We start from the raw sequence: 19,676 nt of genomic DNA, 5'->3' as shown, positions 1-19,676 counted from the left end.
AAGTACGTCCAGTACGAGGACTTCCGGCCGGCACGCCGAGAGCACGCACCGGACGCCGCTCCTTGACGGGCAAACGTTGCCTGCCGGGGCACTAGCCTTCTCACGTGATCGAGATTGTCGAGACCGACGCCGGGACCGCCCGCATCACCTGGCACCGGGCGAAGCAGGCGCGGCTGGTGCTGGCCGTGAGCCACGGGGCCGGCGGCGGCATCGAGGCGCGGGACCTGCAGGCGCTCGCCCAGGTGCTCCCGCAGCATGGCGTGACCGTGGCCCTCGTCGAGCAGCCCTGGCGGGTCGCGGGCAGGAGGGTCGCGCCCGCGCCGAAGACGCTGGACACCGGTTGGCGCGGCATCTGGCCCGCGCTGGCCGGGATGGCGTTGCCGGTGATCTCCGGCGGCCGCAGCGCGGGCGCCCGGGTCGCCTGCCGCACCGCCACGGAGCTGGGCGCGCACGCCGTGCTCGCGCTGAGCTTCCCGCTGCACCCGCCGGGCAAGCCGGAGCGCTCCCGCGCCGACGAGCTGCTCGGCGCCGGTGTGCCCACGCTCGTCGTCCAGGGCGGAAACGATCCCTTCGGCAAGCCGGACGAGTTCCCTGAGGGGTCCTACCAGCTGGTCGAGGTGCCGTACGGCGATCACGGTTTCGCCGTGCCGAAGCGCGCGGAGATCACGCAGGAGCGGGCACTGGAGATCGTCACCGACGGGGTCGTGGAGTGGGTCGCGTCACTCGGCTGACCCCCGGGAATGCTGCACGGTGGAGCGCTGTTGTGGCGGACAGAAGTGCTGAAGCACCGGCACCGACGTCGTGGAGAGGAAGTCCGCCGCATGGGTTCGACCATCTGCCCGAGCCGCAGCAGCCGCACTGACCTGGACTGGACGGTGCTGCGCGCGGGCAAGACGGACAAGACCGCTCCTATTCGAGCGGCGGCAGGCACGGGTCGTGTTCTATCCTCCGAAACGAGTGGGATCGGTTTCGGTCCCGCCCGGGATCTTGAGGAGGTGGGTCCGGTCACTGGGACGGACGCAGGGACCGACAACGGCCAGGCGGAGCTGCCCGAGGGCCGGGGCGACAGCGCGGAGTCGACCACGGAGCGCAGCGCGCGCTTCGAGCGGGACGCGCTCGAATTCCTCGACCAGATGTACTCGGCCGCGCTGCGCATGACGCGTAACCCGGCCGACGCCGAGGATCTGGTGCAGGAGACGTATGCCAAGGCGTACGCGTCCTTCCACCAGTTCCGTGAGGGCACCAACCTCAAGGCGTGGCTGTACCGGATCCTCACCAACACCTTCATCAACTCGTACCGCAAGAAGCAGCGCGAGCCCCAGCGCAGCGCGGCCGAGGAGATCGAGGACTGGCAGCTCGCCCGTGCCGAGTCGCACATGTCGACGGGTCTGCGCTCCGCCGAGTCGCAGGCGCTCGACCACCTGCCCGACTCGGACGTGAAGGAAGCGCTGCAGGCGATCCCCGAGGAGTTCCGCATCGCCGTCTATCTCGCGGACGTAGAAGGCTTTGCGTACAAGGAGATCGCGGACATCATGGGGACACCCATCGGTACGGTGATGTCCCGGCTGCACCGGGGCCGCCGTCAACTGCGCGGAATGCTCGAGGACTACGCCCGTGAGCGCGGGCTGGTCCCGGCCGGCGCCGGAGAGTCGAACGAAGCGAAAGGCTCGGGCTCATGAGCTGCGGAGAGCCGCACGAGACTGACTGCAGTGAGGTCCTCGACCATCTGTACGAGTTCCTCGACAGTGAGATGCCGGACGTCGATCGCGACAAGTTCCAGCACCACTTCGAGGAATGCTCTCCGTGCCTGGAGAAGTACGGCCTGGAGCAGGCCGTGAAGAAGCTGGTCAAGCGCTGCTGCGGCCATGACGACGTGCCGGCCGACCTGCGCGCCAAGGTCATGGGGCGGATCGACCTGATCCGCTCCGGGCAGACCGTCCCCGAGCACGACGTGACCGCCACGCCTCAGGAGAGCTGAAGACCGGCCATCACCCGAATGTGCTAATCCTCGGGTCCTGAGCCCCGGACCCCCCGATTCCCGCCCTAGGCTCCGAGCCCGGACAGGCACGGTCGGGGAGGGGCGTCATGGAGGCGGTTCCGGCGAGGGCACGGGGCTATGTGGCCTGCGTCGCCCTGCTGGCCGTGGTCTGCGTCCTGCCCCTGCCGGCCACCCACACGCCCTGGTGGGCGCTCGGTCTGCTCACCGCGCTTTACGCGGCCTGCGAGCACGTCGTACGGCGCCGCCTGGGCGGCACCTTCTACCCCGTTCTGCTCGCCGGGGCGTTCCTGCTGTCCCCGCCCGCCGCCGCGCTCGTGCCGGTGCCGGCCGCGCTGCTCGCCCGCGTCGAGGAGCGGCCCGTGGGGCTGCGCCGCGTGTGGCGGGCCGCGCAGCCCTCGCTCGCCGTGTGGGGCGCGGCCCAGGTGCACGGGGCGCTCGGCGGCCGGAACACCGTCGTGGCCTGCGACTTCCCGTACGCGCTCCTGCCCGCCGGGGCGGCCGTCCTCGCCTTCTGCCTGGTGCTCACCGTGCTCGACGGCGGCATCCGCGCAGCAGTCGAGCGGGTGCCTCTGCGCCGGGCCTGGCGCGGGCTGCTGTACCGCTCCCTCGCGCCGGTCGCCGTGCACGGACTCGCCGGGCTGATGATGGCCGTGCTGTGGCGCAGCCGGTACGGGCCCGTCGCCGCGCTGCTCGTGCTGCTGCCGATGTGCGTCTCGTGCTGGGTCTTCGCCCAGTACCACCGGGAGCGCGCCGCCCACCAGGCGACCATTCGCGCACTGGTGCAGGCCGTCGACCTCAAGGACGGCTACACCCGCGGCCACAGCGAGCGGGTCGGCCAGGCCTCGGTGATGATCGCCCGCGAACTCGGCATGGACGACGAACGCGTCGAGGTGCTGCGCTTCGCCGGCATCCTGCACGACGTCGGCAAGCTCGGCGTGCCCACCCGGCTGCTGCGCAAGGACGGCCCGCTGACCCCCGAGGAGCGGCGGATCATCGAGCTGCACCCCGAGTACGGCCACGAGATGGTCCGCGGGATCTCCTTCCTCGGCGAGGCCCGCGCGGCGATCCTGCACCACCACGAACGGCTCGACGGCAGCGGTTACCCCTACGGACTGGTGGGCGGTCAGATCCCCGAGTGCGCCCGCGTGGTGGCCGTCGCGGACGCCTTCGACGCGATGACCTCCACCCGCTCCTACCGCAGGGCCCGCCCGGTCGAGGCGGCCGTCACCGAGCTGGAGCGGTGCGCCGGGACCCAGTTCGACCCGCGCATGGTCACGGCGCTCGTCCGGGCCCTCGGCCGCTACGGCTGGCACCCGGCCGTCACGGCCGACGAGACGGCAGAGCGGATCCCGGCCCAGCAACCGGTCGCCGGCAGTCCCAGCGGGGCATCCCGATGACCGCCCTCCGGCTCATCCACACCTGTGCCGCCCTCACCGCCGCGGTCTCCCTCTCCGTCACCCTGTGGACCGGCATAGCCGACCGGGGCGTCGCACTCGCCTTCGGGGTGCTCATAGCCGTCGGCGAACTGACCCGGTGGAGCGGAGCCCAGGTGCGGCAGGCCGCGCCGCTCGGCACCGCCGGATCGCTGTCGTACGCCCTGCTGGGCGCCGACGCGGGACAGCCGACTCTCCACGACGCGCCGCAGGTCGTCACCATCGTCCTCGCCGCCTCCCTGCTCGGCGGCGTCCCGCACATCTGGTGCGGACGCACCCCGACCCTCGACCACCTCGCCCGCCGCGTCCTGAGCGTCGGCTTCGCCGCCGTCTGCTTCCAACCCCTCTACAACAAGGGCGCGTTCGAGTCCTGGGACGGCGCGGCCTACGCGCTGCTGCTCATCGCCCTGCTCGTTCTCACCGCCCTGTGCGACGCCGTCCTCGCCGCCGCCCTCGCCCACTCCCGCACCCACTGGCCCTTCGGCCCGCTCCTGCGCGACGAACTGCGCGCACTGCTCGGCATCGGATCCGCCGTCTGCGCGACCGGCGCGGTGATGGCGCTCGCGGTCGCCGTGGTCGGACTGTGGGCGCTGCCGGTGTTCTGCCTGCCGCTGCTGCTCGCCCAGCTCTCCGTCCGCCGCTACGCCGCCGTGCGCGCCACCTACCGGCAGACCATCGCCTCCCTCGCCCGGGCCACCGAGATCGCCGGATACACCCCGACGGGGCACGCCCGCCGGGTCGCCACGCTCAGCCTGGCCGTCGGCCGGGACCTGGGCCTGTCCGGGCCCGGGCTGACCGTCCTGGAGTACGCGGCCCTCATGCACGACATCGGCCAGCTCAGCCTGGTCGACCCCGTCCCCGCAGGCGCCACCGCCGCCCTGCCCCAGGAGGAGCAGCGGCGCATCGCCCTGCTCGGCGGGGCCGTCGTACGGCAGACCGGGGTGGACGCGGCCGTCGCCGTGGTCGTGGAGCGGCAGGCCGACCCCTGCCGGGAGCAGCCGCTCGCCGCGCGGATCGTCAGGGCCGTCAACGCCTACGAGGAGAAGGCCCGGGACGCCGGACCCGACGGGCCGCTCAGGGCCCTGGAGGAGCTGCGCCTGGCCACCGCCGGGGACTACGCTCCCGAGGTCGTGGAGTCGCTCGCCCGGGTTCTGGCCCGGGACTGTCTGACGCTGCCCGCGATGGGGTAACCCATGGGTAATGAGCGCCCTTCCCACCGTACGTGGTTGGATGCGAGGGAGAGGGTGTCCGGGGGCACAAGCCAGCCCACGTGGAACTGGAACTGGCAGGCGGGAATCGTGAGGATCTTCGGCAAGGGACGGCACCGGCCCTCCGCCTCCTGGCGGCAGGCCACCGACCGCGCGTTCACGCTCATCGGCGACGGCCGGTACGAGGACGCGGGCGAACTGCTGACACGCGCGGCCGACCTGGAACCCTGGCTGGCGGAGTCCTGGTTCAACCTCGCCCTGCTGCACAAGTTCCGGCACGACTGGGAGCAGGCCCGCGCCGCCGGACTGCGCGCCGTGGCCCTCCTGGACCGGGAGAGCGGCGCCCCCGACTGGTGGAACGTGGGCATCGCCGCGACGGCCCTGCAGGACTGGCCGCTGGCCCGCCGCGCCTGGCAGGCGTACGGGCTGCGGGTACCGGGCGGCGCCGCGGCCTCCGGCGAGCCGCTCGGCATGGAGCTGGGCAGCGCGGCCGTACGGCTCTCCCCGGAGGGTGAGGCCGAGGTGGTGTGGGGCCGCAGGCTGGACCCGGCCCGGATCGAGGTGCTGTCCATCCCGCTTCCCTCGTCCGGGCGGCGTTGGGGCGAGGTCGTGCTGCACGACGGCGTCCCGCACGGCGAGCGCACGACGTCCGCCGGGCACTCCTACCCGGTCTTCGACGAGATCGAGCTGTGGGCGCCCTCGCCGGTCCCCACCTGGGTGGTGCTGCTGGAGGCGGCCACCGAGGCCGACCGGGACGCGCTGGAGCAGCTGGCCGCGGACGCGGGGTTCGCCGCGGAGGACTGGTCGTCCTCGGTGCGGCTGCTGTGCCGGATGTGCTCGGAGTCGCGGATGCCCTCGGACGAGGGGGACGGGGTGCATCTGGATCCGCATGACCACAGCGAGCCGGGTCATCCCGGGCCGCTCGGGCATCGCACGGACGGGCAGCTCTGGGTTCCCGAACGGGAGTGCGGGGTGGCTGCGCCGGCTTCACTCGTGCGGGGGTTGCTGGACGGCTGGGTTGCGGACAGCCCGGACTCCAGGGACTGGCGGGATCTCGAAGAGGTTTGCTGAGACCACGGCTGGCTGCGGGTCCGATGTGGCTGGTCGCTCCCCCAAGTTCTCGGCTTCGCTCGAACAGGGGGACCCCCATCGCGGCGGAGCCGCCTTTCGGCACAGTCCCGCGCCCCTTCAGGGCGCGCCCACGTACCCTGTACCAGCAACTTCACCCCTTGTTTTCCTGAGGAAGGCGTACGTCGGTCATGGCGCAGCAGGACACCGATCAGCAGCACGCGGGCGTGCTCCCCGTCGACGACGAGGGCTATGTCGTCGACACGGAGGACTGCGAGGAGCGCGAGAACGCCTGGCGCGAGCGCGGCACCTCGCGGCCGATCACGGTCGTCGGCAACCCGGTCCTGCACAAGGAGTGCAAGGACGTCACCGAGTTCGGTGCGGAGCTGGACCAGCTGGTCGCGGACATGTTCGCCAGCCAGCGCACCGCCGAGGGCGTTGGCCTGGCCGCCAACCAGATCGGCGTCGACCTGAAGGTCTTCGTCTACGACTGCATGGACGACGAGGGCGTCCGGCACGTCGGCGTGGTGTGCAACCCGAAGCTGGTCGACCTGCCCGCCGACAGGCGCCGGCTCGACGACAGCAACGAGGGCTGCCTGTCCGTACCGACCGCGTACGCGTCGCTCGCGCGGCCCGACTACGCCGAGGTGACCGGCCAGGACGAGAAGGGCAACCCGATCAAGGTCCGCGGCTCCGGCTACTTCGCTCGCTGTTTGCAGCACGAGACCGATCACCTGTACGGGTACCTGTACATCGACCGTCTGTCCAAGCGTGACCGCAAGGACGCGCTGCGGCAGATGGCCGAGAACGAGCCACGCTACCCCGTCGTCGCCAACGACTGAGACGTCCGGTCCGACCCCACGGACACCGTACGAGAGCAGCAACGACGCACGCTACGACGCCTGTTCGGGATCCTTCCCGAACAGGCGTCGTTCGTTTGTTCGTCGCAAGATTCCCAGCATCCCGGGGTGGTGAGTGAAGCAAATCCGTTCCCATAATGGTCAGTTGTGGTGCTGAATGGGAAGAGCGGGGATACGCAACGGCGCACGCCCGGCACGGCACGGAGGGGTGTGCGCTCCTGGCGGCTGAGAGGGGACTGTTCGTGCACGCTTTCTCACACGGCACCACATCGTCGACAGCGGTCGCGGTGCCACCGTCTCTCGCCCTCCCGGTGATCGAGGACGTGATTCCCCGACAACTGCACCAGTATTGGCCAAAGCTTCAGGAGAAGACCAGGCAGTGGCTCCTGGAAAAACGGCTGATGCCGGCGGACAAGGTGCGGGAATATGCCGATGGTCTGTGCTACACCGACCTGATGGCGGGGTACTACACCGGCGCCCCCGACGAGGTCCTGCAGGCCATTGCGGACTACAGCGCCTGGTTCTTCGTCTGGGACGACCGGCACGACCGTGACCGGGTGCACGGCCGGGTGGCCGACTGGCGCCGGCTCAGGCGCCGCCTGCACGCGGCCCTCGACGCACCCCGGCACCATCTGCACCACCCGGACCCCCTGGTGGCAGGGTTCGCGGACAGTGTGCTGCGGCTGTACTCGTTCCTGCCGCGCACCTGGAACCTGCGGTTCGCCCGGCACTTCCACGACGTGATCGAGGCCTACGACCGTGAGTTCCGCAACCGGAGCACGGGGTACGTCCCGCAGGTCGAGGAATACCTCGCCCTGCGGCGGCTCACGTTCGCGCACTGGATATGGACGGACCTGCTGGAACCGAGCGCCGGGTGTGAACTCCCGGACACCGTGCGGAAACATCCGTCCTATCGCCGTGCGGCCCTGCTGAGCCAGGAATTCGCCGCCTGGTACAACGACCTCTGCTCACTGCCGAAGGAAATAGCGGGCGACGAGGTGCACAATCTCGGAATCAGTCTCATCACCCATGAGGGACTGACGCTCGAAGAAGCGGTGGAGGAAATCAGGCGGCGCGTCGAGAAATGCATCGCCGAATTCTTCGAAGCCGAGCGGGACGCCCTGCGGTTCGCCGGCGAACTCGCCGACGGCACGGCCCGCGGAAGGGAATTGAGCGCCGCCGTCCGCGCCTGTGTCGGCTATATGCGGAACTGGTTCAGCTCCGTCTACTGGTTCCACCACGAGTCCGGCCGGTACATGGTCGACAGCTGGGACGACCGGTCCACGCCCCCGTACGTCAACAACGAAGCGGCAGGTGACGAATGACCGTCGAGTCTGTGAAGCCCGTGGCCCCCGAGAGCACCGAACTGCGTGAACCGCCCCTCGCCGGCGGTGCCGTCCCGGTCCTCGGCCACGGCCTGAAACTGGTCCGCGACCCGCTCGCCTTCATGTCCGGGCTGCGTGAGCACGGCGACGTCGTACGGCTGAAGCTCGGCCCCAAGACGGTGTACGCCGTCACCACACCGGCGCTCACCGGCGCACTCGCGCTCAGCCCCGACTACAAGATCGACGGCCCGCTGTGGGAGTCCCTCGAAGGCCTGCTCGGCAAGGAGGGCGTGGCCACCGCCAACGGCCCCCGGCACCGCCGCCAGCGGCGCACCATCCAGCCCGCCTTCCGGCTCGACGCGATCCCCGCCTACGGCACGATCATGGAGGAGGAGGCGCATGCCCTGACCGAGCGCTGGCAGGTGGGCGAGACCGTCGACTGCACCTCGGAGTCGTTCCGGGTCGCGGTGCGCATCGCCGCCCGCTGTCTGCTGCGCGGCGACTACATGGACGAGCGCGCGGAGCGGCTGAGCATTGATCTCGCCACCGTCTTCCGCGGTATGTACCGCAGGATGGTCGTCCCGCTCGGGCCGCTCTACCGGCTGCCGTTCCCCGCCAACCGCGAATTCAACCGGGCACTGGCCGATTTGCATCTGCTGGTCGACGAGATCGTCGCCGAGCGGAGGGCATCTGGTCAAAAGCCGGACGATTTGCTGACGGCATTGCTGGAGGCGAGGGACGACAATGGCGACCCCATCGGGGAACAGGAGATCCACGACCAGGTGGTCGCGATACTCACCCCCGGCAGCGAAACAGTCGCCTCCACGATCATGTGGCTGCTCCAGGTGCTCGCGGAACACCCGGAACACGCCGAGAAGGTGCGCGCCGAGGTCGAATCCGTGACCGGCGGCCGGCCCGTTGCATTCGCGGACGTCCGGAAGCTCAGGTACACCAACAATGTCGTCGTCGAGGCCATGCGGCTGCGGCCCGCCGTATGGATACTGACGCGGCGCGCGGTGACGGACACCGCGCTCGGGGGCTATCGCATTCCGGCGGGGGCGGACATCGTGTACAGCCCTTACGCCATCCAGCGCGACGGCCGTTCCTACGGGCACCACCTCGACTTCGACCCCGACCGCTGGCTGCCCGAGCGGGTCAAGGAGGTGCCCAAGTACGCGATGAGCCCCTTCAGCGTCGGCAACCGCAAGTGCCCCAGCGACCACTTCTCCATGTCCCAGCTGAGCCTGATCACCGCGGCGATCTCGGCGAAGTACCGCTTCGAGCAGGTCAGCGGGTCGAACGACACCACCCGCGTGGGCATCACGCTCCGTCCCCACCGGCTGCTGCTGCAGCCCGTGGAGTGGTGAGCGACGCCCGTCGGTGACCGGCGCGCGTTCAGGCGGCTTGCGAGCCCCGGAACGCGCGCCGGATCGGTGGTCGGCCGAGGGCGGCCCGACTCAGAAGTCCTCGTCCAGGTCGACCGTGCCCTCCACGGCCACCTGGTACGCCGACGGGCGCCGCTCGAAGAAGTTCGTCAGCTCCTGAACGCCCTGCAGCTCCATGAAGGAGAAGGGGTTCTCGGAGCCGTACACCGGGGCGAAGCCGAGGCGGGTGAGGCGCTGGTCGGCGACGCACTCGAGGTACTGCCGCATCGAGTCGGTGTTCATGCCCGGGAGGCCGTCACCGCACAGGTCACGAGCGAACTGCAGCTCGGCCTCGACGGCCTCCCGCAGCATGTCGGTGACCTGCTGCTGCAGCTCGTCGTCGAACAGGTCCGGCTCCTCCTTGCGGACGGTGTCGACCACGTCGAAAGCGAAGGACATGTGCATCGTCTCGTCGCGGAACACCCAGTTGGTGCCGGTGGCGAGACCGTGCAGCAGACCCCGGCTGCGGAACCAGTAGACGTACGCGAAGGCGCCGTAGAAGAACAGGCCCTCGATGCACGCGGCGAAGCAGATGAGGTTGAGCAGGAAGCGCCGGCGGTCCGCCTTGGACTCCAGGCGGTCCAGCTTCTCGACCTCGTTGATCCACTTGAAGCAGAACCCGGCCTTTTCGCGGATGGACGGGATGTTCTCCACGGCCGCGAAGGCGGCGGCGCGGTCGTCCGGGTCGGGAAGGTAGGTGTCGAGCAGCGTCAGATAGAACTGGACGTGCACGGCCTCCTCGAACAGCTGGCGCGACAGGTACAGGCGCGCCTCCGGGGAGTTGATGTGCTTGTACAGCGTCAGCACCAGGTTGTTCGCGACGATCGAGTCGCCCGTCGCGAAGAAGGCCACCAGGCGGCCGATCAGGTGCTGCTCGGCCGGCGTCAGCCTGGCGAGGTCGGCGACGTCCGAGTGGAGGTCGACCTCCTCGACGGTCCAGGTGTTCTTGATGGCGTCCCGGTAGCGCTCGTAGAAGTCGGGGTAGCGCATGGGCCGCAGGGTGAGTTCGAAGCCCGGGTCGAGGAGGTTGGTGTTACGGGTGGTCATTACTGGCAGGCCTCGCAGGACTCGGGGTTCTCAAGGGAGCAGGCGACGGCGTCGGGGTCGGCGACCTGCTGCACGGGGATGGGCGTCTGGGTCTGCGCCTGGGCGGCGCGGGCGATGCGGGTCGCCGGGCGGGAGCGCAGGTAGTACGTCGTCTTCAGGCCCTGCTTCCAGGCGTACGCGTACATCGAGGAGAGCTTGCCGATGGTCGGCGTCTCCATGAACAGGTTCAGGGACTGCGACTGGTCCAGGAACGGCGTGCGGGCCGCGGCCATGTCGATCAGGCCGCGCTGCGGGATCTCCCACGCCGTGCGGTACAGCGCCCGCACGTCGGCCGGGATCCACGCGAAGTCCTGCACCGAGCCGTTGGAGTCCCGCAGCGCCTCACGGGTGCGCGCGTCCCAGACGCCCAGCTCCTTGAGGTCCTGCACCAGGTAGGAGTTGACCTGAAGGAACTCACCGGACAGCGTCTCGCGCTTGAACAGGTTGGAGACCTGCGGCTCGATGCACTCGTACACGCCCGCGATGGACGCGATGGTGGCGGTCGGGGCGATCGCCAGCAGCAGCGAGTTGCGCATGCCGACCGCGGCGATCCGCTCACGCAGGGCCGCCCAGCGCTCGGGCCAGGTCAGCTCGGCGTCGTAGTGGTCGGGGTGCAGGACACCCCGGGCGGTCCGGGTCTTGTCCCAGGCAGGCAGCGCGCCGTTGCGCTCGGCCAGGTCGGCGGAGGCCTCGTACGCGGCGAGCATGATCCGCTCGGCGATCCGCGTCGACAGGGCCTTGGCCTCGGCTGAGTCGAAGGGCAGGCGCAGCTTGAAGAAGACGTCCTGCAGACCCATCGCACCCAGGCCCACCGGACGCCACTTGGCGTTGGAGCGGCCCGCCTGCTCGGTCGGGTAGAAGTTGATGTCGACCACGCGGTCGAGGAAGGTGACGGCCGTGCGGACGGTCTCGTCGAGGCGCTTCCAGTCGACGTCCCCGTCGCGCACGAAGGCACCGAGGTTGACCGAGCCCAGGTTGCAGACCGCCGTCTCGCCGTCGTCGGTGACCTCCAGGATCTCCGTGCAGAGGTTGGAGGAGTGGACGACGTGGCCCGCCTCGGCCGTCTGGTTGGCGGTGCGGTTCGCGGCGTCCTTGAAGGTCATCCAGCCGTTGCCGGTCTGCGCGAGGGTGCGCATCATCCGGCCGTACAGGTCGCGGGCCGGGATGGTCTTCTTCGCGAGCCCGTTCGCCTCCGCCTTGCGGTAGGCCGCATCGAACTCCTCGCCCCACAGGTCGACGAGCTCCGGCACGTCGGCCGGGGAGAACAGCGACCACTGCTCGTCGGCGTTGACCCGGCGCATGAACTCGTCCGGGATCCAGTGCGCCAGGTTGAGGTTGTGGGTACGGCGGGCGTCCTCACCGGTGTTGTCGCGCAGCTCCAGGAACTCCTCGATGTCGGAGTGCCAGGTCTCCAGGTACACCGCGGCAGCGCCCTTGCGCCGGCCGCCCTGGTTCACCGCGGCCACCGAGGCGTCCAGGGTCTTCAGGAACGGGACGATGCCGTTGGAGTGCCCGTTGGTGCCGCGGATCAGCGAACCGCGGCTGCGGATGCGGGAGTACGACAGACCGATGCCGCCGGCGTGCTTGGAGAGGCGGGCGACCTGGTGGTAGCGGTCGTAGATGGAGTCCAGCTCGTCCAGCGGGGAGTCGAGGAGGTAGCAGGACGACATCTGCGGGTGCCGCGTACCGGAGTTGAAGAGGGTGGGGGAGGAGGGCAGGTAGTCGAGGCGGCTCATGAGCCCGTAGAGCGCGGCGACCTCGTCGACGGAGCGGGTCGTGTCGTCCTCGGCGAGACCCGCGGCGACGCGCAGCATGAAGTGCTGGGGCGTCTCGATCACCTTGCGGGTGAGGGGGTGGCGCAGCAGGTAGCGGCTGTGCAGGGTGCGCAGGCCGAAGTAGCCGAAGCGGTCGTCGCCGGCCGCGTCGATCAGCGTGTCGAGACGCTCGGCGTGCAGCCGTACGAACTCCGCGGTGCGGTCGGCGACCAGGCCCTCGCGGTGGCCCACGGCGACGGACCCGGTGAAGGACGTCACGCCCTGCGAGGCGGCCTCGGCGCGGATCGAGATGGTCAGCAGCCGGGCGGCCAGCCGGGAGTAGGCCGGGTCCTCGGAGATGAGGCCGGCGGCCGCCTCCGTGGCCAGCTCGCGCAACTCCGCCTCGTCGGCCCGCGATGACCGGCCCCGCAGCGCGGCTGCGGCGACCCGGCCGGGGTCGGCGTCGGGGAGGTCGGCGGTCAGCTCGGTCAGGGTCCGCAGCAGCGCGGCACCGGGACCGTCGGTCTCCACCGGAGCTGCGGTCGCCTGGACGGCTGAAGCCGGGTCGGCTGGCGCGATGGTCACGTGGGGCTCTCCCTCGCTCGGCACGGGGCCTGGCGGAGGGCAGGGGCAGCACGAGCGCGCACGGCGTCGCGTCCACCGGCCCACTCCACGAGGCCCGGACGTCTGAAGGCACCCGGACCGGACGGCCGGGCGCGCGCTGCCGTCAGGTCCTCGGACTGAACAGGCGTGCGGATGCACGCAAGTACACCGTTGCGGGACAGTTCCGGATTCGCACCGGATTCCCCTGCGGCGACAGCGAGGATGAGCATACATCTAGTGCCGGGTTGTGGTGTCACCCCCAGATGTTGTGTCTGTTGCGTGTTGTGGCGGCTTCAGAGGGTCAACAGCGGGCCGCCGTGGTGCTTGTTGTCGGCGGCCCGCTGCGGGTGGATCGTGGTTGCTCGCGCCCACGGGCCGAGGCGCGTGCCAATACAGCCCCGCGCCCCTTTGGGGGCGTGCCTCAGTGCCCGGCGTCTGCCGTGGCCGGCGGAAGTTCCACCTGAACTCCCGGATCGCCCGCGTCCGCCGTGTAGTCCTCCGGGCGGGTCTCGTCGAGGCCCTCGGGGGCCTTCAGCGCCTTCATGGCGAAGGTCAGGACCACCGTGACGGCGACGTTCAGCACGAAGGCCGTGAGACCGATGTAGCCGATCTCACCGATGCCCGGGATCTCCTTGGCGGAGCCACCGAAGTGCTTCTGGGTCGGCGAGGCCACCCCGTATGCGGCGACCGTGCCGTAGACCATGCCGACCGCCCAGCCGGCGAGCAGCGCCCAGCGGTGGAACCAGCGCGTGAACAGGCCGCCGACCAGGGCCGGGAAGGTCTGCAGGATCCAGATGCCGCCCAGCAGCTGGAAGTTGATGGCGACCGTCTTGTCCATCGTCAGGACGAAGACCAGCGCGCCCACCTTCACCAGCAGCGACACGAGCTTGGAGACCCGGGTCTCCTGCTCGGCCGTGGCGTCGGGGTTGATGAAGTCCTTGTAGATGTTGCGGGTGAAGAGGTTCGCCGCCGCGATGGACATGATGGCCGCGGGCACGAGGGCACCGATGCCGATCGCCGCGAAGGCCACGCCCGCGAACCAGTCCGGGAACATGTCCTCGAACAGCTGCGGAATCGCCAGCTGCCCGTTGGTGACCTGCACCCCGGCCGCGATCGCCATGAAGCCGAGCAGCGCGAGCAGGCCCAGCATCAGCGAGTACAGCGGCAGGATCGTGGTGTTGCGCCGGATCACCTCACGGCTCCTGGAGGAGAGCGTCGCGGTGATCGAGTGCGGGTACATGAACAGCGCGAGCGCCGAACCGAGCGCCAGCGTGGCGTACGTCCACTGGCCCGCGGGGGCCGGTACGAGCCCGCCCGCACCCGCCTTCGTGAACTTCTCGCCGGCCTTGGCGAAGATGTCGTCGAAGCCGCCCAGCTTGATCGGGATGTAGATGATCGCCACCGCGATGACGATGTAGATCAGCGTGTCCTTGACGAACGCGATCAGCGCGGGCGCGCGCAGGCCCGACGAGTAGGTGTACGCGGCCAGCACGCCGAAGGCGATGAGCAGCGGCAGATCCTTCACGAACCAGTTGGTGTTCTCGCCGCCGCCGACGCCCATCACGTCCAGCACCGCCTGGATGCCGACGAGCTGGAGCGCGATGTACGGCATCGTCGCGAGGATGCCGGTGAGCGCCACGGCCAGCGACAGGCCCTTGGAGCCGAAGCGGCCGCGCACGAAGTCCGAGGTCGTCACGTAGCCGTGCTTGTGCGAGACCGACCACAGGCGGGGCAGGAACGTGAAGATCAGCGGGTAGACCAGGATGGTGTACGGCACGGCGAAGAAGCCGGCCGCGCCCGCCGTGTAGATCGCCGCCGGTACGGCGACGAAGGTGTACGCCGTGTACAGGTCGCCGCCGAGCAGGAACCAGGTGACCCAGGTGCCGAACGACCGTCCCCCCAGGCCCCATTCGTCCAGGGAGTGCTCGTTCTCGGCCCTGCGCCAGCGGGCGGCCAGGAAGCCCATGGCCGTGACGGCCAGGAAGAAGAAGATGAAGACGCCGAGCGCGACGCCGTTGACGCCGTTCTTCACTGCGCCGCCCCCTTGCCCTGAGTGGCCCTGCGGGCGCTCTGGTCACGCCGCCAGAGCTTGTACGCGAGCATCGTGAGTGCGGTGGAGACCAGCACCCACAGCATCTGGTACCAGTAGAAGAACGGGATCCCGATGAACGCGGGGTCCGTCTTGGCGTACGAGCCCACCCACAGCATCGCCACGAAGGGCGCGACGAGACACAGGCCGATGATCACGCGGGCCGGCGTCACGACCGGTGGTCTCACTTCAGGCGTTTCGGACATGCCACGGCTCCGTCCCCTCGCTGATCATCTGTGTAATGCGCAGGCAATCTAGGTGACGGTGTCGTGGCAGCGGAAGACCTCGACCGCATAACGGTATGTCGATTTGGAGGTTGTGGCGTGAAGACGCCAACTTCCCTCAGTCCTGTGGGCGCTTGAGGCGTGCCACGAACTTGTACCGGTCGCCCCGGTAGACGGAGCGCACCCATTCCACCGGCTTGCCCTCGCGGTCCAGGGAGTGGCGGGAGAGCATCAGCATCGGAAGGCCCACGTCGGTGCCGAGCAGGCCCGCCTCGCGCGGGGTGGCCAGGGAGGTCTCGATGGTCTCCTCGGCCTCGGCGAGGTGGACGTCGTAGACCTCGGCGAGCGCGGTGTACAGGGACGTGTACTTCACCAGCGACCGCCTGAGGGCCGGGAACCGCTTGGCCGACAGGTGGGTGGTCTCGATCGCCATCGGCTCGCCGTTGGCCATGCGCAGCCGCTCGATGCGCAGCACGCGTCCGCCGGCCGTGATGTCGAGCAGCTCGGCGAGCCGGTCGTCGGCCGTGATGTAGCCGATGTCCAGCAGTTGCGAGGTGGGCTCCAGGCCCTGGGCGCGCATGTCCTCCGTGTACGAGGTGAGTTGCAGCGCCTGTGAGACCTTCGGTTTGGCGACGAAGGTGCCCTTGCCCTGGATGCGCTCCAGGCGGCCCTCGACGACGAGCTCCTGCAGGGCCTGGCGGACGGTGGTGCGGGAGGTGTCGAACTCGGCCGCCAGCGTGCGCTCGGGCGGGACCGGCGTGCCCGGCGCCTGCGTCTCCGTCATGTCGAGCAGATGCTTCTTCAAGCGGTAGTACTTGGGCACGCGCGCGGTACGGACCGTCGTCCCGGCCTCGTTCTCCGCACTGCCGACGTCGGTGCTCATGCTCTGCCTTCCCGGCTCCTGATGCCGAAAGCGACCGACATCCCATCGGCCACGGCTCACATCGTGGCACGGCTTCGTGTGTCAGGGCTCCACCCGAACGCTCCGTGATCTTCTCTATATACCGTCACACCCGTTGTTGGTCTAGTCCAACGGGCGCTGGGTGCCGGTACAGCGCGGGTACCGGTGCCGGCACGGGTACCCGCGTCCCGGGCTAGATCCCCTGCCAGTCCGGCTTGTTCGCGTAGGCGTGCCGGAAGTAGTCGGCCAGCTTGAGCTTGGACGCGGCGGCTTCGTCCACGACCACCGTGGCGTGCGGGTGCAGCTGGAGTGCGGAGGCCGGGCAGACGGCCGCGACCGGGCCCTCGACCGTCGCGGCGACCGCGTCCGCCTTGCCCTCGCCGGTCGCGAGCAGTACCAGGTGGCGGGCCTCCAGGATGGTGCCGATGCCCTGGGTGATCACGTGGTGCGGCACCTGCTCGATGTCGCCGTCGAAGAAGCGCGCGTTGTCGATGCGGGTCTGCTCGGTCAGCGTCTTGATCCGGGTCCGCGAGGCGAGCGAGGAGCAGGGCTCGTTGAACCCGATGTGCCCGTCCGTCCCGATCCCCAGCAGCTGCAGGTCCACGCCGCCGGCCTCGGCGAGAGCCTTGTCGTACGTCTCGCACGCCGCCTGGACGTCCTCGGCCGTGCCGTCCGGACCCATGAACGCGTCCATCCCGATGCCGAGCGGCTCCAGCACCTCCCGGCGCAGCACCGAGCGGTAGGACTCGGGGTGCTCGGCGGGCAGCCCCACGTACTCGTCGAGCTGGGCTATTCGGGCCCGCGCGGTGTCCGCGGCGCCGGAGCGCACCTTGGCGGTCAGCGCCTGGTAGATGGGCAGCGGAGTCGAGCCGGTGGCCACACCGAGCAGGGCGTCGGGCTTGCGCCGCAGCAGCTGGGCCATGGCCTCGGCGATCAGCTCGCCGCCCGCCGTCGCGTCCGGAACGATGACAACTTCCACGCTGGGCCTGCCGTTCTGAAGAGGGCCTGGAGAACAGGGGAGAGGTCGGAGCAAGAGTCTCTATGTGGTTTAGACCAATCTAACAGGAACCCGGCCGTGTTGTCCGTGCCGGCGATGCCCACGAGATGCCGGTCCCCGCCCGACGCCCCGGCGACATTTCTCTAGGGGGCGCTATAAAATGCACCCCATGGTGACCAGCGAGGACACGAAGGCGCAGGCCGAGCCCGCCAGGGCACGCGGTCGCCCGCGCTCCTTCGACCGCGCCACCGCGCTGGAGAAGGCGCTCCTGGCCTTCTGGGAGCACGGCTACGAGGCCACCTCCGTCTCCGACCTCACCCGGATCATGGGCATCGGCGCCCCGAGCCTCTACGCGGCCTTCGGCGACAAGCGCACCCTGTTCGAGGAGGTCGTCCGGGTCTACGTCGACACCCACGGCGCCTTCGGCCACCGCGCCCTCGCCGAGGAACCCACCGCCCGCGCCGCCGTCGAACGCACGCTGCGCGAGGCCGCCGCCGAGTACACCGACCCCGCCCACCCCTACGGCTGTCTGGTCGTCCACGCGGCCACCAACTGCACCAGCCCCGAGGTCGAGCAGCTGCTGCGGGAGCGGCGCAACGCGGGCATCACCGCCCTGGAGTCCCGGATCCGGTCCGACGTCGCCGCGGGGCGGCTGCCGGCCGGCACCGACGCCGCAACGCTGGCGCGGCACACCGGAGCCATGATCCAGGGCATGTCCCAGCAGGCCCGGGACGGCGCGAGCCGGGCGGAACTGGAGGCGCTCGCGGAAATTGCCATGGCCATCTGGCCCCGCGGCTGACCCGGGCGGGCTAGGCTGCGTGGCATCGTATGCCTGCAGACTCCAACGCACACCCCCACGCACATGGACACGCCATCGTGGTCTAGTCCAGAATGCGTAGGGGAAAATCGTAGGGAAAACTGAACAGCTTCCGTCTTCCCCGCACAGGAGGACGGACGAGGAACCGGAGCTCTCTGCCCTGACTGCCCCGGCTCCTCGACCTTCGGCCGACCGGGACCGCACACCCCGCGGCCGATGATGCTCCGGGCTGCGGTGCCGGGAGGGTTGAGGGTCCCTCCCAGGCGCCGCGGCCCGCGGGTGTTTTTCGGCCATCACCAGGCCCCGGGTACGCTCACAACGTGCCCTCCATGAACGAACTCGTACGCCAGCACACGGCCCTCGGCGACTCCGACCTCGAGTGGCTCCACCTGCTGGTCTCGGAGTGGCAGCTGCTCTCCGACCTCTCCTTCGCCGACCTGGTCCTGTGGGTCCCCACCCGCGACGGCACCCGGTACGTCTCGGTCGCCCAGATGCGCCCCAACACCGGCCCGACCTCCTACCAGGACGACATGGTCGGCCACCTGGTCCCGCGCGGCCGTCGGCCCATGCTGGACGCGGCGCTGGACGAGGGCCGGATCGTGCGCGAGGGGGACCCGGAATGGCGCGAAGAGGTCCCCGTCCGGGTCGAGTCGATCCCCGTACGGCGTGAGGGCCGCGTCCTCGGCGTCATCGCCCGCAACACCAACCTGCTGACCGTCCGCACCCCGAGCCGCCTCGAGCTGACCTACCTCCAGAGCGCCTCGGACCTCGCCCAGATGATCGCGGCCGGCTCCTTCCCCTTCCCCAACCAGCAGGTCGACATGGACGCCTCGCCGCGCGTCGGCGACGGCCTGATCCGGGTGGACGCGGACGGCATCGTCCAGTACGCCTCCCCGAACGCCCTCTCCGCCTACCACCGCCTCGGTCTCGCCGCCGACCTGGTCGGCCACCACCTGGGACAGACCACGGCCGAACTCGCCCCGACCCGGGGCCCGGTGGACGAGGCGCTCGCCAAGGTGGCCAGCGGCTGGGCGCCGCGTGAGTTCGAGATCGAGGCGAACGACGGGGTCATCCAGTTCCGGGCCATCCCGCTCAAGCCCAAGGGCACCCGCATCGGCTCCCTGGTGCTGCTCCGGGACGTCACCGAACTCCGGCGCCGCGAACGCGAGTTGATCACCAAGGACGCGACCATCCGGGAGATCCACCACCGGGTGAAGAACAACCTGCAGACCGTCGCGGCGCTGCTGCGGCTGCAGGCCCGGCGCATCGGGTCCGAGCGTGGCCGGGAGGCCCTGGAGGAGGCCGTACGACGGGTCGGCTCGATCGCGATCGTGCACGAGACGCTCTCCCAGAACCTGGACGAGCGGGTGGAGTTCGACGACATCGCAGACCGGGTCCTCGCGATGGTCGCCGAGATCTCGCCGGGCAAGGTGACCGGCCGGCGCAGCGGACGCTTCGGGATCCTGGACGCCGAGGTCGCCACCCCGCTCTCGATGGTTCTCACCGAGATCCTGCAGAACGCCCTGGAGCACGGCTTCCGCGAGGGCGACACCGGCACGGTCGAGGTGTCCGCGGTCCGCGGCGGCACCGCCAAGGAGGCCCGCCTCCTCGTCACCGTCCAGGACGACGGCGTCGGCCTGCCGGAGGGCTTCGACCCGCAGACGGCGGGCAACCTGGGTCTGCAGATCGTACGAACGCTGGTGGAGGGCGAGTTGGGCGGCACCTTCGACATGGTCCCGGCGCCGGAGCGGGGCACACGGGTCATCCTCGACATTCCGGTGCGCTCGCAGAAGTAGGAAGCCCCCGGCCGCCGCACACACAGTGGCCCGAACAGCATTGAGCCCCGGGCCACTTCGTGGTCCGGGGCTTAAAGCTCGTTGCTGCTCTG

17 protein-coding genes and 1 riboswitch are annotated in these 19,676 nt (G+C 70.0%); of the genes, 11 read left to right on the top strand and 6 right to left on the bottom strand.

Annotated elements, in window-relative coordinates:
• Nucleotides 1-104: 104 nt before the first annotated feature.
• The 9 genes from ACWC5O_RS14165 (at nt 105) to ACWC5O_RS14125 (ending at nt 9,260) form a co-directional block, all read left to right on the top strand.
• Nucleotides 105-731, top strand: coding sequence for an alpha/beta hydrolase family protein (locus ACWC5O_RS14165; RefSeq protein WP_450580941.1), 627 nt, complete (start codon nt 105-107; stop codon nt 729-731).
• 264 nt (nt 732-995) lie between these two features.
• Nucleotides 996-1,679: an RNA polymerase sigma factor SigR gene (gene sigR, locus ACWC5O_RS14160; RefSeq protein WP_450580940.1), complete on the top strand. Its 684-nt coding sequence runs from the start codon at nt 996-998 to the stop codon at nt 1,677-1,679.
• The gene (gene rsrA, locus ACWC5O_RS14155) at nt 1,676-1,978 is read left to right on the top strand and encodes a mycothiol system anti-sigma-R factor (protein ID WP_351799508.1); all 303 of its coding nucleotides are present in this window, start codon (nt 1,676-1,678) and stop codon (nt 1,976-1,978) included. The genes sigR and rsrA overlap by 4 nt, the downstream gene beginning before the upstream one ends.
• Nucleotides 1,979-2,085: 107 nt before the next feature.
• Nucleotides 2,086-3,396 carry an HD-GYP domain-containing protein gene (locus tag ACWC5O_RS14150; protein WP_450580939.1) on the top strand — a complete coding sequence of 437 codons (1,311 nt, stop codon included), beginning with the start codon at nt 2,086-2,088 and terminating at the stop codon, nt 3,394-3,396.
• The gene (locus ACWC5O_RS14145) at nt 3,393-4,622 is read left to right on the top strand and encodes an HD-GYP domain-containing protein (protein ID WP_450580938.1); all 1,230 of its coding nucleotides are present in this window, start codon (nt 3,393-3,395) and stop codon (nt 4,620-4,622) included. Before ACWC5O_RS14150 ends, ACWC5O_RS14145 begins: the two co-directional genes overlap by 4 nt.
• 108 nt (nt 4,623-4,730) lie before the next feature.
• Nucleotides 4,731-5,711, top strand: a complete 981-nt coding sequence (locus ACWC5O_RS14140) for a tetratricopeptide repeat protein (RefSeq protein ID WP_450581102.1) — start codon at nt 4,731-4,733, stop codon at nt 5,709-5,711.
• A 188-nt stretch (nt 5,712-5,899) separates the two neighbouring features.
• Complete coding sequence (gene def / locus ACWC5O_RS14135; protein WP_450580937.1) at nt 5,900-6,550, top strand: peptide deformylase; 651 nt, start codon at nt 5,900-5,902, stop codon at nt 6,548-6,550.
• Between the two features lie 260 nt (nt 6,551-6,810).
• The gene (cyc1, locus tag ACWC5O_RS14130; RefSeq protein ID WP_450580936.1) at nt 6,811-7,893 is read left to right on the top strand and encodes an epi-isozizaene synthase; all 1,083 of its coding nucleotides are present in this window, start codon (nt 6,811-6,813) and stop codon (nt 7,891-7,893) included.
• A complete protein-coding gene (locus ACWC5O_RS14125) occupies nt 7,890-9,260 on the top strand; it encodes a bifunctional albaflavenone monooxygenase/terpene synthase (RefSeq protein ID WP_450580935.1) in 1,371 nt (456 codons plus the stop codon). Before cyc1 ends, ACWC5O_RS14125 begins: the two co-directional genes overlap by 4 nt.
• 90 nt (nt 9,261-9,350) lie before the next feature.
• Here the strand turns inward: ACWC5O_RS14125 and ACWC5O_RS14120 are convergent, their stop codons facing one another.
• From ACWC5O_RS14120 to nagB, 6 genes are all read right to left on the bottom strand, one after another.
• On the bottom strand, nt 9,351-10,364 hold the full coding sequence (locus ACWC5O_RS14120) for a ribonucleotide-diphosphate reductase subunit beta (RefSeq protein WP_450580934.1): 1,014 nt from the start codon (nt 10,362-10,364) through the stop codon (nt 9,351-9,353).
• Nucleotides 10,364-12,742 (bottom strand): ribonucleoside-diphosphate reductase subunit alpha, encoded by a 2,379-nt coding sequence (locus tag ACWC5O_RS14115; protein WP_450580933.1) that lies wholly within the window; start codon nt 12,740-12,742, stop codon nt 10,364-10,366. The genes ACWC5O_RS14120 and ACWC5O_RS14115 overlap by 1 nt, the downstream gene beginning before the upstream one ends.
• A gap of 124 nt (nt 12,743-12,866) precedes the next feature.
• A riboswitch (cobalamin riboswitch) is annotated at nt 12,867-12,990 on the bottom strand.
• Between the two features lie 191 nt (nt 12,991-13,181).
• A complete protein-coding gene (gene mctP / locus ACWC5O_RS14110; RefSeq protein ID WP_450580932.1) occupies nt 13,182-14,792 on the bottom strand; it encodes a monocarboxylate uptake permease MctP in 1,611 nt (536 codons plus the stop codon).
• Entirely contained in the window at nt 14,789-15,055 is a 267-nt protein-coding gene (locus ACWC5O_RS14105; RefSeq protein ID WP_450580931.1) for a DUF3311 domain-containing protein, read from the bottom strand. The genes mctP and ACWC5O_RS14105 overlap by 4 nt, the downstream gene beginning before the upstream one ends.
• A gap of 136 nt (nt 15,056-15,191) precedes the next feature.
• Nucleotides 15,192-15,956, bottom strand: coding sequence for a GntR family transcriptional regulator (locus ACWC5O_RS14100; protein WP_145883119.1), 765 nt, complete (start codon nt 15,954-15,956; stop codon nt 15,192-15,194).
• A 211-nt stretch (nt 15,957-16,167) separates the two neighbouring features.
• Nucleotides 16,168-16,953, bottom strand: coding sequence for a glucosamine-6-phosphate deaminase (nagB, locus tag ACWC5O_RS14095; RefSeq protein ID WP_450580930.1), 786 nt, complete (start codon nt 16,951-16,953; stop codon nt 16,168-16,170).
• Between the two features lie 187 nt (nt 16,954-17,140).
• Between nagB and ACWC5O_RS14090 the strand changes: the two genes are divergently transcribed.
• Nucleotides 17,141-17,770, top strand: coding sequence for a TetR/AcrR family transcriptional regulator (locus tag ACWC5O_RS14090; protein WP_450580929.1), 630 nt, complete (start codon nt 17,141-17,143; stop codon nt 17,768-17,770).
• A gap of 347 nt (nt 17,771-18,117) precedes the next feature.
• Entirely contained in the window at nt 18,118-19,584 is a 1,467-nt protein-coding gene (locus ACWC5O_RS14085; RefSeq protein WP_450581101.1) for a sensor histidine kinase, read from the top strand.
• Nucleotides 19,585-19,676: the final 92 nt, after the last annotated feature.

The organism is Streptomyces sp. NPDC001450 (assembly GCF_053597295.1).
The sequence above is the reverse complement of the archived record's forward strand: the minus strand, read 5'-3'. Positions and strand labels throughout refer to the sequence as shown.